At 42.9% G+C, this 13153-nt stretch carries 11 protein-coding genes; 6 read left to right on the top strand and 5 right to left on the bottom strand.

What is annotated here, in order from left to right:
• Nucleotides 1-101 precede the first annotated feature (101 nt).
• From HC733_RS17065 to HC733_RS17055, 3 genes are read right to left on the bottom strand one after another with little or no spacing between them, the layout of a single operon-like run.
• Complete coding sequence (locus tag HC733_RS17065) at nucleotides 102-788, bottom strand: 4'-phosphopantetheinyl transferase family protein (RefSeq protein WP_190366218.1); 687 nt, start codon at nucleotides 786-788, stop codon at nucleotides 102-104.
• Between the two features lie 34 nt (nucleotides 789-822).
• Entirely contained in the window at nucleotides 823-1236 is a 414-nt protein-coding gene (locus HC733_RS17060) for a hypothetical protein (RefSeq protein ID WP_190366217.1), read from the bottom strand.
• Entirely contained in the window at nucleotides 1236-2885 is a 1650-nt protein-coding gene (locus tag HC733_RS17055) for a S41 family peptidase (protein ID WP_190366216.1), read from the bottom strand. Before HC733_RS17055 ends, HC733_RS17060 begins: the two co-directional genes overlap by 1 nt.
• Nucleotides 2886-3119: 234 nt before the next feature.
• On the opposite strand from HC733_RS17055, the gene HC733_RS17050 reads away from it, so the two are divergent.
• The gene (locus tag HC733_RS17050; protein WP_190366215.1) at nucleotides 3120-3497 is read left to right on the top strand and encodes a hypothetical protein; all 378 of its coding nucleotides are present in this window, start codon (nucleotides 3120-3122) and stop codon (nucleotides 3495-3497) included.
• Nucleotides 3498-3749: 252 nt separating this feature from the next.
• Nucleotides 3750-4922 (top strand): DUF3103 family protein, encoded by a 1173-nt coding sequence (locus HC733_RS17045; protein WP_342366027.1) that lies wholly within the window; start codon nucleotides 3750-3752, stop codon nucleotides 4920-4922.
• Nucleotides 4923-5235: 313 nt separating this feature from the next.
• On the opposite strand, the gene HC733_RS17040 is transcribed toward HC733_RS17045, so the two are convergent.
• Complete coding sequence (locus HC733_RS17040; RefSeq protein WP_190366214.1) at nucleotides 5236-6870, bottom strand: endonuclease; 1635 nt, start codon at nucleotides 6868-6870, stop codon at nucleotides 5236-5238.
• A 301-nt stretch (nucleotides 6871-7171) separates the two neighbouring features.
• Here HC733_RS17040 and HC733_RS17035 point away from each other — a divergent pair, with 301 nt between their 5' ends.
• From HC733_RS17035 to HC733_RS17020, 4 genes are all read left to right on the top strand, one after another.
• The gene (locus HC733_RS17035) at nucleotides 7172-8980 is read left to right on the top strand and encodes an assimilatory sulfite reductase (NADPH) flavoprotein subunit (RefSeq protein ID WP_190366213.1); all 1809 of its coding nucleotides are present in this window, start codon (nucleotides 7172-7174) and stop codon (nucleotides 8978-8980) included.
• A 49-nt stretch (nucleotides 8981-9029) separates the two neighbouring features.
• Nucleotides 9030-10748, top strand: coding sequence for an assimilatory sulfite reductase (NADPH) hemoprotein subunit (gene cysI, locus HC733_RS17030; RefSeq protein ID WP_190366212.1), 1719 nt, complete (start codon nucleotides 9030-9032; stop codon nucleotides 10746-10748).
• Nucleotides 10749-10794: 46 nt separating this feature from the next.
• Entirely contained in the window at nucleotides 10795-11535 is a 741-nt protein-coding gene (locus HC733_RS17025; RefSeq protein ID WP_190366211.1) for a phosphoadenylyl-sulfate reductase, read from the top strand.
• Nucleotides 11536-11647: 112 nt separating this feature from the next.
• On the top strand, nucleotides 11648-12175 hold the full coding sequence (locus HC733_RS17020; protein ID WP_190366210.1) for a DUF4124 domain-containing protein: 528 nt from the start codon (nucleotides 11648-11650) through the stop codon (nucleotides 12173-12175).
• A gap of 12 nt (nucleotides 12176-12187) precedes the next feature.
• Here the strand turns inward: HC733_RS17020 and HC733_RS17015 are convergent, their stop codons facing one another.
• Complete coding sequence (locus tag HC733_RS17015) at nucleotides 12188-13027, bottom strand: NAD(P)/FAD-dependent oxidoreductase (RefSeq protein ID WP_342366028.1); 840 nt, start codon at nucleotides 13025-13027, stop codon at nucleotides 12188-12190.
• Between the last annotated feature and the right edge of the window lie 126 nt (nucleotides 13028-13153).

Genomic DNA, 13153 nt, shown 5'->3' with positions numbered 1-13153 from the left:
TACTTTTCCCTCGTTCATAATATCCATTGGCGATTAATTCACCATATAGACATGTTGTGAAAGATTTATACCCAATTATATGTTGTTAAGGCTTTGCCAAGCTAATAACCTTCAAATGCACACTCAGTAAGTACATAGTGTTGATTAATTTGGTAGAACACAGTGACTTTAGTGTTAATAGGCACATTAGCGCTGAGTGTTTCGGTGATAGTGAAAAATAGCTGATTGTCGTTGAAATTGACAAGTTGTGCCGAATCAAAACCGAAAAAGCGCTTGACACTGCTATAAAGCGCTTTATAAATACTTTCCTTTGCAGAAAATATCACGCTCAGAGGGCAGCTTATTTTTTGACTTAAGGCGTTAAATTGAGCAATTTCTAATGGGTGTAGAATGTGTTTTTGCAACTCACTCTCTTGTTTGGCCGACATATGTTGTTCTATATCAAGGCCGAGGCCTTTGAGTTGCTGTGAAGATGCGACCATCGCGATGGCTATGTCTTGTGTATGGCTTATGCTACCTAAGGCTTTTGGCGGCCATATTGGCGCTCTATCTTCCCCGTTGTTTATCTGCACATTGGGTATACCCAATAATTTTAATGCTTGTCGCGCGCATATCCTTCCAGCTAAATATTCCACTTTGCGTTTATCGACCGCTTTATTGAGCTTGTCAGGAAACTGCACGCCGTATGTGTCGAAATCGCTCATTTGAAACTGTGTTTTGTCGAAGGTACAGCAAAAATAAGGAAAGTTTAATTGTGGTTTAAGATCAAATACCTGTTGATACTTCATATAATGTGTTAAGCCTAGTAGCCCGCTTCGCTATCTATTTTGTATTGTGTTTAACAGCGTGTGCTTTGTTGTTCTGTATGCAGTTTACATCTCTTAACGCGACATATGAATCAGTTTTTGCATAATACAGCACACAGTCAGTTCCTCGAAGTTGTAGCTCAAAACGTGTAACCGGCAAGCTATGTGCGCCAAGAATAGGCTTGCCATAACTTGATTCACTCGTGCCATGCTCTAAAAGTAAAGTGCTGTGCATAGTAAAAACATTATCTGCGATACGCGGCGCGACACCACCCTTTAAAGCGACTATGGCTTGTTGCACTTTGGCTTTATTAGTTGAGTTTTTGTCGGCAAATAACGCTGGGACAGGCAACACAGGTTGGCTGTGTTTACAGCCAACCTGTGTGAGTAGTGATACCGTAATTGCGACAGCAAAATGACGACCAGTCATTATTGCTGCTCTTTTATGTTCAGTAATACGGCACCATTTCTAAGCGGATGAGTAGGAAGCTCTAAAGCAGGCCCTTGCATATCAAGTATTGCTCCTTTTGCTGCGACATTTTGTTGATTCATAGTTGGCTCTGGACACTGACCTGTTTGTATATGTGTTATGGCTGCCGCATACATAGCTTCATTTGCTGAACCTAGTGGGTGGGATAAATCATCTTCTACTTGGCAGCCAGTTATCCGTGCGGATAAACCTAGTTCGGTATTATTTTCATTGCTAGGCACTGGGGTAAAGCCATCAGCGTAGTCTCCAAACTGTTTGGCGTTTTCGCTTCTAAATTGCACGGTATAAAAAACCTCTCCACAGTTTGGCGTTGGATAGAAGCCATAGGGTTTACCGCATGTCTGCGAACCTATCAAAACAACATTAACGTCAATACCTCGCAATCCGTTGATCACCAGCTCACTTGCCGAGCAAGTATCTTCAGTGGCAAGTATGTATACTGTATTTAATTTAACGCTTGGCAGTACTTCATCCAAGTAAATTTGCTTGCTCCAATCAATGGCCCTGTAACCAAAGTGAACGTAAGTGTTTTGTGCACTCAGTTTGTCATTATAAGTTGTGGCGCTAAATACCTTGCCGTTACTATTCGAGCTAGCTTGAGTAAGCGTAGGTCCAGCCAACATGTAGCCTAACTGAGCGGCCATATCGACTAAGCCGCCACCGTTGTAGCGTAAATCTAAAACAAGATCATCAATGCCATTATTGGCAAAGCTTTTAAACGCCTCGATTAGCGGACGCTGACCTACTGCAATAAACTGATTAAATTGTACATAGCCGATGTTGCGACCATTCACATTTTTGATGTGTGCATTTTGTACTGGGGTAGATTCGATATCACCTGCGACTAGGGTCATATTTAGTTGCTCAACTGAGCCGGTATCTGCATTTAACCGACTGATGGTAAATACATGCGATTCGCCAGGCTTAGGTGCCAGTCCGGCACGAAGTTTGTTTATCTCATCCACATTCGCTGTGTTAAAGTCGATTCCATCAATGGCAACAACTTGATCTCCTCGCTGCAACCCAGCGAGCGCCGCAGGAGAGTTGTCTTGGGTAAATGCCACTTTTAAGATTCGGGGCGGTTTACTGCTGATCGATTTCCAACGTACTCCATAACCTGCGACAACCCCAGACTGAGATTCCTTTTGAAAGTCTTCATAGCTTTCAGTGTAATGAAACTGATCTTTATCTTTACCTGATGGTGTTTTTGCTGACGTTCGCAAGGTATCAAAGTACTTTACGGTCGAATCGAAGTCACTCGGGTTTGGGTCGGGTAACTCATCGTACCAAAGATAAGTTTCGTGACTAAATGAGCGTGCCCACATTTTCTCAAGCATTTGTGACCCAGCTTTGTCAGGGTATGGCTTATTTTCATAAGGGTCGATGCCCGCTCGCGGGTTTTCGCAGTAATTGGCAAATGTGCTTGCTGGCTTAAATGCGCCTGCTTGCCAAGTGGCATCGGGTAGAGAAGGTGTTTGGCCATTATTTAAATTATTAGTTGTGCCACCACCACCGCCACCACAACCAGTTAACTGTGTACAAGCAAGTACTGACAATAAGCAGATTGATATGAAATTAGTCTTTTTCATGTTAATCATTTATTCATTAAGTTAGTTTCAAATTAGCAACTAGATAGAAGAATGGCAATATATAAGCGAGAGTTTGTACCAATTAAATATACAAGTATATTTAACTTAGAGTATGAAAATAGAAAAGACGAGCAGAGTAACTGTCTAAGGTTAACTATAGCCAGTTGTAATTTAGTTGGTTACACTTACCGTTTAGTCATAAGTTGCAGTCAACCGTAGGGTAATACAGTCAAAATGTCAGAGATCCAGTTTTTAAACGTCGATTTAGAGTTAGAGTCAAAACATGACATCAGCGCTTTAGTAAATGATCTGAAAAAAAATGCGATTGTTTTGCACTATGACCATGATGAATATCGCCAGCTGGCACGCATTGAAGCAGATGCTGATGTGACGAGCCCTGATAGGGCGATAAACCACCTCTGTGAATTAATAGAGTCGTGCTCTAAACCGGCACTAAAGCAATGGCTATCATGTACCAAGCGTACTTTTGATATTGGTTTTAACTCTGGTACATCGCCGAAATGTTATTCTCAAGCATTACATGCTGATACTCTGTTACGTATTTCAGCCATTGGTGCAGGTATTGAAATAACTTTATATCCAGTTGAATAAATGCTCTACCCTTCAAAGTGTTCCTGTCTAAGGTGGCCTGCTGCGTTCTGGTAGGCTAGCTTAAACTCTATAATCACCTTTTAAATAATACCCTTAGGATTACCTAATCAGAAATCAAGGTAGTAAAAAAACTTCTGTATTTACGCGTACCTATAAAATATATTGTTAAATTTAATTTAACAGGTTGATAAAATTTTAAATAAGTTTTATCTTCTCCTACTCAAATACACGGATTATTGTCAGGAGTAGAATGTGAATACACTTACAAAATTAGCATTGCCCGCTTTGATAGCTGCGATGAGCATGCAAAGTCAAGCCGCCACGACTGCAACACAGGTTCAACAGGCGTTCCCAACGCTAGATGTGTTTAATCCTGCCGGTGATCAAATTGCAGGCATGAAACAACACTTGGCACGTCAAATCGCTAAACAGTTGCCTACCATTGGCGCTCAATTACAAGCACAAATGAGTCAATACCGTTTGCAGGTGCCTTTATCATCTAATCAAGCATCTGGTGCGCTCGCACAGCAATTGCAAAGTGCTACGGATTATACGCGCACTCTGAAAGGCTTGCCGAGTTCTTCACAGTCTCTATATCAGTTGAGACTTGCAGATGCATCTATGCTTGAACGCTGGCAAAACGGTGACGACGTGTTGGTTGCTTTTGCTCCCAAGGGAGATGATAAGTCATGGCTACACGTTGAAGCGTATGACCAACAAGGCAATACGCATTTACTTGATGCGCGCACATTACCTAAACAACCCGTGTTGGTTGTAGAAATTGATGGTCGTCAAAGTATGAAAGAAGGCCTGGCGGTAATGCAAAGTGTATTTGACAGTCGTTTTGAGCGTGGTCTTGGCAAAACTCAGTCATTGCAAGCAGAAATACAAAGTGACGCGCAACCAATATCTACCAGCGTGCTTAAACGCATTCGCCTAAATGATGATGAAGAACCTTGGATTCTAGGTGCAGCTGAAGTGTATGGCGTAGTAACTGGCGTTAACCCAAGCCGTGATGAGCCAGTTTTAGATATTGTTGATATGCCATATCTAGATCATGATGGGCGTGATTACACGCCAAACCAAATTATTATCCATTGGGATCGCTATCGCTGGCAAGCAGCAGATATGCTGTTGATGGAGCAAGACGACAACACCAATTATCAAACGTTAGCAACGACGTTTTTAGATATTGTGACTCAGGTGATGCGCGCAATCCCCGATCCTAACGTACAGGGCTATGCAATCATTCCACAGTTGACGAATCAGTTAATTAAAGCAATGCCGAGTTCATGGTTTACCAATGATGATGACTATGTTGATGTGTTCTACACATTATTTGAAGGCCAGCAATATACGGACTATATGGGTGCCAGTGGCAATGCAAAAATCAGTTTATCTCCCTTAACCATCAACCCTCGATAGTTTTCCCGTTGAGTCGGTTAGCAGCCTAACGGACTAGGTTGCCTTTTTATTATTAAAATTAGTTAGAAGCGAAAAGCAAAAGCCACCCTCGGGTGGCTTCAGACTGTTGAAAAAGTATTGCTAGTTAAAATCTCTAAAAATCTACGTGTGTCTCCGTGAAAAATAGAGTTACATTCTGTTAAATCAGCTCTAGAATTTAAGAAATGCACTTATTTCTAGCCTAAAAAACCGCCTGTTTTTTATAAAAATAAACCCCGCTTAAAAAAGCGGGGTTTATCATCAATCTGAGCCACCCGAGGGTGGCTTTTTTTACTTACCAAATTTGCTTAACAAACTCCGGGTGGTCAACAAATGGGTTGCGGTTGCCTTGGAATTGATAAGCGGCTTGGTTGCGAGCGCGCTCTAAATCATCTACTGGGTCTGCTTGGTGCCAACGTAATAGCATGGCAACAACCCAAGGCTCAAACACTTGATCAGATGTGCCATTAAGCACAGCATCGCTATATACTGTGTTGTTTTGCCAGCTACTTATCACATTCTCATAGCGTGTTGCCATATAGAAATAAGCACGTGCAAAGTCACCTTTGAACTGGTCAATTGGTTCAAAAACGGTACCGGTATAATTCAATGTACTCGTTGCACTGCCTAATTTGCTACCGTTACTTGATACATAAGTAGCACTGGCAACTTCACCAAACGGGAAGTTACTACGCTTTGAGTTTACAAATCCGTCGGTTGCGAAAATATGGTGTACATCTGAGTTCATTGGCTCGATTTTGCCACCAAACCAGCTCTTAGGAAAAGAGTGTTCACGGTTATAACAATCTCCTTCACCCGTGTAAGAGCCACACTGATTAGTTACAGCAACATAATTGACAGTGTCTGCACCACTTGGGTTTTCAGAGTAACGGTCGAGTACAGAGTTATCTTTTTCAAAGTAATTATCACGCTCTGCCTGATCTATAAATTGCCAAATAGCCGTGTAACCTTGTGATTGATGCGTACTGATAATGCTGTGTAGCTGGCTTTTCAGTGCATAGCCGCTGAGTCCTGCGGTTGAAGCGTAATACTCAGAAGGATCTGTTGGCGTACCACCACCATTACCACTGCCTATGGTGAAGGTGTGCTGCTGCTGGTTTGTAAAGCTGCTACCTTGCGCTAGTGTACCCGCAGGTCCAGTTAGACTGTACGAACCATTACCAAAGCTACAACACATGCCATCGCCATAGCTATCAAGCATGGTGAAGGTGTAGTCGCCATCGTTAACACATAAGGTTTCAGAATAAGTTTTGTTGCTAGCATAACCGTTACCAGAAGCAACTTGTGTGTTGCTGCTGTTGACTAATGTCCAACTTGTTTCACTGCCGTAATTGTCTGTGGTCAGTGATAAGTTTAATGAAGTGGCTTGGCAGCTGTTGGTTGGAGGTGGAGGCGTGGTTTGAGTTGGTTGAAAGTTATCAATGTATACAATTTCACTACCATCAAATCCCGTTTCATCATAAAAGCGCAATCCAACATTGATAGTGGCATTTGCTGTTGCGGTATATGTATGGCTAATTTGCTGCCACTGGTTAAGGGTAAATGGGTCAGAGTAGCCATGATAACCGTCGACGATTAAGCGTGCTTTTACACCCCCTTCGGTGTGATAGACCCAAGTGCTGAACGTGTAGCTTTGCCCAGCTTGCACCGCAACTTGCTGTAACAGGTCGGTATCGCTTTGCGTGCCAGTGTTTACTGTGATCTGCGCAGCAGTTTGGCCAGATTTTACTCTGCCACTTGTTGCGCTTAGTGCAATTCCAGAGTCAATCGTTGTCCAACCTGCTGGTTGGCTTTGTTGCCAATTTTCAAAATCACCATTGGCGACTTGTGCAAATGTGCTTTGGCTTAACGCCGTTAAACCAGCAACTAGCGCAAGTTTATGTTTATAGGATAGTTTCCCGTGTTTCATTTAGTTTCTCTTTATATTTAAAGTTATATTTTTGCTTTTATATAAACAAAGGCCGAGCTTACTGAACCTTTGTTATTGCAATGTTAATATTAGAGTGCCTGTTTTTGAAGCAAATCTTTTAATCTGTTTTTGTTGGTGTTTTTATGTATTAATAACCAAATGGAATATAAAAGCAGATCTTTGTCTTTTTCTTGTCTGCAGAGATCAGTATGCTGCAGGCATAGAAAAACTTGCTGGCAACTTTTAGCAAGTGAAACACCAATCTGAGCAAACGATGTTTTAGGGTTACGGGGATTATTCGATGTTGTTAAGTCAACTTAGTGCTGCGGCAAGCCCGCTCACACAAGAGCAAGTGCAAAAATTACAAGGTTTGGTTGCAGAGCTAAACCCTATTCAGCAAGCCTGGGTGAGTGGTTATTTAGCGGCCAATGCTAATACTGCTTCGTTAGCAGGAAATGTAGGTGCTACAGCTAGCGCTGTTGAAGCTGCGCCGTTGACGATATTGTATGGTTCTCAAACAGGTAACGCTAAGTCTGTTGCTAGCCAATTAAAATCGCAAGCTGAAGCGCGTGGTTTAAGCGTTAATCTCGTGAATATGGCAGATTACAAAACATCGGCGCTTAAAAAAGAAAAGTTTTTAGCTATTGCTGTATCAACGTATGGTGAAGGTGAGCCACCTGAAGATGCCGAGGCGTTACATGCATTTTTAGGCAGCAAAAAAGCGCCTAAATTGGAAGGCGTTAAAGTTGCTGTAATTGGCCTTGGTGACACCAGTTATGAGTTCTTCTGTCAAACAGCGAAAGATTTTGAGCAGCGCCTAACCAAGCTTGGTGCGGATGTTGTTTATCAACGTGCAGATTTAGATGTTGATTATGAAGAGCAAGCTACACAATGGATAGCAGGTGCATTAGATGTTTTTGAGCCAGACTTAAAAGCGCAGCAACAAAGTCAAAATAACGTGGTTAGTATGGGACTATCGGCACCTGTTGCACAAAGCCAATATACCAAGCAAAACCCGTTTGCCGCTGAATTGAGCGTAGTGCAAAAAATTACAGGCCGTGATTCTACTAAAGATGTACGCCATATTGAGATCTCATTAGAAGGCTCTGATATTACTTATTTACCTGGCGACTCTTTAGGTGTGTATTTCTTAAATGATGAAGTGCTGGTGGATAAAGTATTAGCGGCGCTAGAGATAGACCCAGAAACGTCGGTAAAAATTGGTTCAGAGACATTATCAGTTAGAACTGCGCTGATTGAAAAACTAGAGCTAACTCAGTCTTACCCTGGTTTTGTAGAAAAGTATGCGCAAGCAACAAATAACCCACAATTATTAGTGTTGGTAGAAGATAAAGCTGCGCTGCGTGAATATATTGAAGCGCGCCAGATCTTTGATGTGATTTTGCAAAATCCAGCAAAGATAGCCGCTCAGACATTGGTAGAGTGTGCGCGTAAGTTACAAGCGCGTTTGTATTCGATTGCATCAAGCCAAGCAGAAGTTGAAGATGAAGTACACTTAACGGTGGGCTTAGTGGAATTTGATGCGTTTGGTGAAAAGCACTTTGGTGGTTGTTCAGGTTACTTAGCTAACCGTGCAGAAGAAGGTGTAAAGGTTAAAGTGTTCAGTGAGCACAACGATAACTTCCGTCTGCCTGCAAACGATGAAACACCCGTGATCATGGTAGGTCCTGGCACTGGGATAGCGCCATTCCGTGCATTTTTACAAGAGCGAGATGCACGAGAGGCTAGCGGAGATAACTGGTTATTCTTTGGTAATCCGCATTTTACGCAAGACTTTTTGTATCAAGTTGAAATTCAGGGATATGTTAAATCTGGATTACTAAATAAAGTTGACCTTGCGTTTAGCCGTGACCAAGCGCAAAAGATTTATGTGCAAGACCGTTTGCGTGAGCAAGGCGCAGAGGTATTTGCATGGTTAGAAAAAGGCGCACATTTTTATGTGTGTGGTGATGCCAATCGCATGGCAAAAGATGTACACCAAGCCTTGATTGATATTGTTAAAGCCCATGGTGGCAAAGATGACGAACAAGCTGAGCAATACCTAAAAGATCTGCGCAGTCAAAATCGTTATCAAAAAGACGTGTACTAAAATAAGTACACACGATAGACCGTCACAGTAGAATTTTTAGGATTGAGCCATGAGCACAGATTACAAACCAAATAGCAAGCTAGACCCCAATGCCAAGTTTGCTGATAACGAGCGTTTAAAAACGCAAAGTAACTTTTTACGCGGCACCATTGAAGCTGATTTAAAGGATCAGCTAACAGGCGGTTTTACAGCTGATAACTTCCAGCTTATTCGTTTTCATGGCATGTATCAGCAAGATGACCGCGACATTCGTCCAGAGCGTAGCAAGCAAAAATTAGAGCCACTGCACAATGTGATGCTACGTGCTCGTATGCCAGGCGGTATCATCAAGCCTCAGCAATGGTTGGCGATTGACAAGTTTGCACAAGAAAAGTCGATGTATGGCAGCATTCGTTTAACGACCCGCCAAACGTTTCAATTTCACGGTGTGCTGAAGCCAAATATTAAAGAAATGCACCAAATGCTTAACAGTGTTGGAATTGACTCGATTGCAACGGCAGGAGATGTAAACCGCAACGTCCTATGTACTACAAACCCAGTTGAATCCGAGTTGCATCAAGAAGCCTATGAGTGGGCAACTAAAATTTCTGAGCACTTATTGCCACACACCAAAGCGTATGCAGAAATTTGGTTAAACGGTGAAAAGACAGAAACCACGGAAGAGCCAATTTTAGGCTCTACCTATCTGCCTCGTAAGTTTAAAACAACAGTGACGATCCCACCTAACAACGAAGTGGACGTGCATGCCAACGACCTTAACTTTGTAGCCATAGCCGATAACGGCAAGTTGGTTGGCTTTAATGTGCTAGTGGGTGGTGGCTTAGCGATGACCCATGGGGATGTGAGCACGTATCCACGTAAAGCAGATGATTTTGGTTTTATTCCACTTGAGCATACGCTGAAAATTGCAGAGCACGTTGTGTCTGTACAGCGTGATTGGGGTAACCGTGTTAACCGTAAAAATGCGAAAACAAAGTACACCTTAGATGCTTTCGGTGCGGATGCATTTAAAGCGGAAGTTGAAAAGCGCGCTGGCGTTAAGTTTGAAGACAGTCGTGCTTATGAATTTACCCACCGTGGCGATCGCTTTGGTTGGGTTGAGGGCATTGACGGTAAGCACCATCTAACCTTGTTTATCGAAAATGGCCGTATTTTAGATTACCCAGATAAGCTATTAAAAACAGGTTGCAGAAAAATCGCTGAAATTCACCAAGGTGATTTTCGTATGACGGCAAACCAAAACCTGATTATTGCAGGTGTTCCGGCTGAGCAAAAAGTGGTTATCGAGCAAATAGCGCGTGAGCATGGCTTGATCAACGACGCACATACTAATCAGCGTAAAAACTCTATGGCGTGTGTGGCGCTGCCAACGTGTCCATTAGCAATGGCTGAAGCTGAGCGATACCTACCTGATCTGGTTACTCAGGTTGAAGGTTTACTTGAGAAACACGGTGTGGCTGATGACAACATCATTTTGCGTGTTGTTGGCTGTCCAAACGGGTGTGGCCGTGCAATGTTGGCAGAAGTTGGCCTAGTAGGTAAAGGTCTAGGTAAATATAACGTGTATTTAGGCGGTAACCGTCAGGGAACTCGAGTGCCTAAATTGTATTTAGAAAATGTCGGTGAAGACGTTTACTTACCAGCACTTGATGAGCTAATTGGCCAATGGGTCAGCGAGCGTCAAGCTGATGAGTGTTTTGGTGATTTTGTTATCCGCAAAGGTATTGTGGCTGAAGTTAAAGTATCTAAAACCGATTTTCATGCATAAACAATTGGTGACTTGGCAAGTGCGCTTGCCAAGCTAGGAATGACTAATGAGCGACTACAAAAAACTCTTACAGTTAGATGGCGAAGAACAAGCAGCATTGCTCGCTCAAGCGAATGAGTTGTTAAAGGCGATGACGCCACAGCAACGCGTTGCATGGGCGCTAGAGCATTTACCTGACACGGCTTTTTTGTCATCTAGCTTTGGGATCCAAGCTGCCGTGATGCTGCATCTGGTGACATCAGAGCGTGCTGATATTCCTGTCGTATTAACTGATACTGGTTATTTGTTTCCCGAAACCTATCAGTTTGTGGATCATTTAACAGAGCGCTTGAACTTAAATCTAAAAGTGTACCGCGCTGCTATGACTCCTGCATGGCAAGAAGCCAAATTTGGCAAATTGTGGGAGCAAGGGCAAGAGGGTATCAAGCAATATAACACCCTAAACAAAGTAGAGCCTATGACGCGTGCGTTGAAAGAGCTCAATGCAGGCACTTGGTTTAGTGGTTTGCGTCGCGACCAGGCATCTAGTCGTGCAGATAAACAAATACTAGAGATAAGCAGAGGCACGGTAAAAGTGTATCCTATCATTGAGTGGAGCAACCGTGATGTTTATCAATACCTGACCAAACATGACTTACCTTATCATCCGCTTTGGGAGCAAGGTTACGTGTCTATGGGCGATGTGCACACCACACGCAAGTTAGAGCCAGGTATGAGCGAAGAAGAAACGCGTTTCTTTGGTCTAAATCGTGAATGTGGACTGCATATTGACGGTGACGGCATTTAAACATTCTCCAGCCATGGAGGAGGCGCAAAAGCACAACTTAGGTTGTGCTTTTTTATTACCGTGTATCGGTGTATGCTGCCCATGAGGTGTTGATGAGTGCAGGGGAGTATGAATGAAGTATTTTAGTTATCTCATGATCATGGTCATGCTAGTGGGTGTTGGCTCGCTATTCATTTTAAAGAAACCCGATGGTACACCTTGGTTGAGCTTTGATGCAGTGACTAAGCAGGTAAAGCAAAAAACAAATACACTCCTTGACGATGCGAAGCGAAATCTAGACACAGTAACGGAGCATACAACACCGCATACAACACCGCATACAACAGGTTCGAGCCAGTCTGGTGCAATCTACAAATGGCAAGATGCAAACGGTAACTGGGTGTACTCTGATAAGCCTAATACGCAGGGAAAAAGTCAAACCCACACCTTGGACCCAAGTAGAGTTACTATTATGGCCGCTGAAGATACGAGTATTCTCAACGAGTTGGCGGCAAAAAAAGCACAGATTGATAACCAACTTAAAAACCCATCAGCATTAAACCCAAATGATGTCAAAAAGCTGATGCAGGATGCGAAAAACATTCAAAAATTAATGGATGAGCGGACTAAGCGACTTGATAAAGCTATTGAAGGTAACTAACCTCCTCTCAGATTAACTGGCTTTTTTGCTTACGTGCTGTGCGATTGCTAGGCTTGCGGTCAGGCCCGGAGACTCGATACCAAACAAGTTAATCAACCCTTTGATCCCGTGTACGCTATGATCTTGAATAACAAAATCTTGCGTGCCACTTTTTAGCAGCTTAGGACGAATACCACAGTAGCTGACTTGTAAGCGACTGCCGTCCAAGTTAGGCCAATACTTGATAATTTCACTCACAAAACGGGCTTTAGCTTGCTCGTTTGGCGTGTAATCAAGCTCATCAATAAACGAGGTGTCGGGGCCAAACTTTAACTGTCCTGCTAAATCAATCGTTGCATGCACGCCCAGTCCATGCTGCTCTGGCATCGGATAAATAAGGTGCTTAAACGGGTGTGGGCCTTGGTAACTAAAGTATTGCCCTTTGCAGTAATAAAGCTCTGGAATAAAACGCGGGTCTAACGCATCTATTTGCTTCGCACAAGATTGTGCAAAAAGCCCTGCGGCATTAATGAGAGTTGTGCATTTGAGGTTAAATAACTGACCATCACAGTTAAGTGTCACGATAAAGTAGTGGCCATCAAACTGTGCACCGACAAAACGGGTATTATTGACGTATTGCCCACCGTGCTCTGAGAGTTTATGCAAATAAGACAGCATCAGTTGGTGGCTGTCTACAATGCCTGTTGATGGCGACCAAACTCCCATGGATGCTTTTATTTGCGGTGCTTTATGTGCAAGCTCAGCCTGACTCAAAAACGCGAGATCTAGCACCCCATTGTTTTTGGCTTGCTGTACAAGTGTATGTAACTTTTCGATTTCTCTTTCACCATGAGCAACCAAGACTTTGCCGATTCTTTTGATGTGACCTTACGGCAAGATAGCGCAAATAAGTAAAAACCATCCGGCATACTTGATTGCAACCTAAACAACTAAGGTGTGATCAATGAATACCACAACATCATTAGAGCAAATTAAAGC

Source organism: Pseudoalteromonas sp. S16_S37, from assembly GCF_014694405.1.
Taxonomy (GTDB): domain Bacteria; phylum Pseudomonadota; class Gammaproteobacteria; order Enterobacterales; family Alteromonadaceae; genus Pseudoalteromonas.
This window is presented reverse-complemented; position numbering and strand designations above follow the sequence as displayed.

What these genes read in the sequence shown, in the direction of transcription:
- HC733_RS17020 (WP_190366210.1), top strand. Translation starts at nt 11,648, where the DNA reads ATGAAGTATTTTAGTTATCTCATGATCATGGTCATGCTAGTGGGTGTT.
- HC733_RS17065 (WP_190366218.1), bottom strand. Translation starts at nt 788, where the DNA reads ATGAAGTATCAACAGGTATTTGATCTTAAACCACAATTAAACTTTCCT.
- HC733_RS17025 (WP_190366211.1), top strand. Translation starts at nt 10,795, where the DNA reads ATGAGCGACTACAAAAAACTCTTACAGTTAGATGGCGAAGAACAAGCA.
- cysI (WP_190366212.1), top strand. Translation starts at nt 9,030, where the DNA reads ATGAGCACAGATTACAAACCAAATAGCAAGCTAGACCCCAATGCCAAG.
- HC733_RS17060 (WP_190366217.1), bottom strand. Translation starts at nt 1,236, where the DNA reads ATGACTGGTCGTCATTTTGCTGTCGCAATTACGGTATCACTACTCACA.
- HC733_RS17055 (WP_190366216.1), bottom strand. Translation starts at nt 2,885, where the DNA reads ATGAAAAAGACTAATTTCATATCAATCTGCTTATTGTCAGTACTTGCT.
- HC733_RS17040 (WP_190366214.1), bottom strand. Translation starts at nt 6,870, where the DNA reads ATGAAACACGGGAAACTATCCTATAAACATAAACTTGCGCTAGTTGCT.
- HC733_RS17050 (WP_190366215.1), top strand. Translation starts at nt 3,120, where the DNA reads ATGTCAGAGATCCAGTTTTTAAACGTCGATTTAGAGTTAGAGTCAAAA.
- HC733_RS17035 (WP_190366213.1), top strand. Translation starts at nt 7,172, where the DNA reads ATGTTGTTAAGTCAACTTAGTGCTGCGGCAAGCCCGCTCACACAAGAG.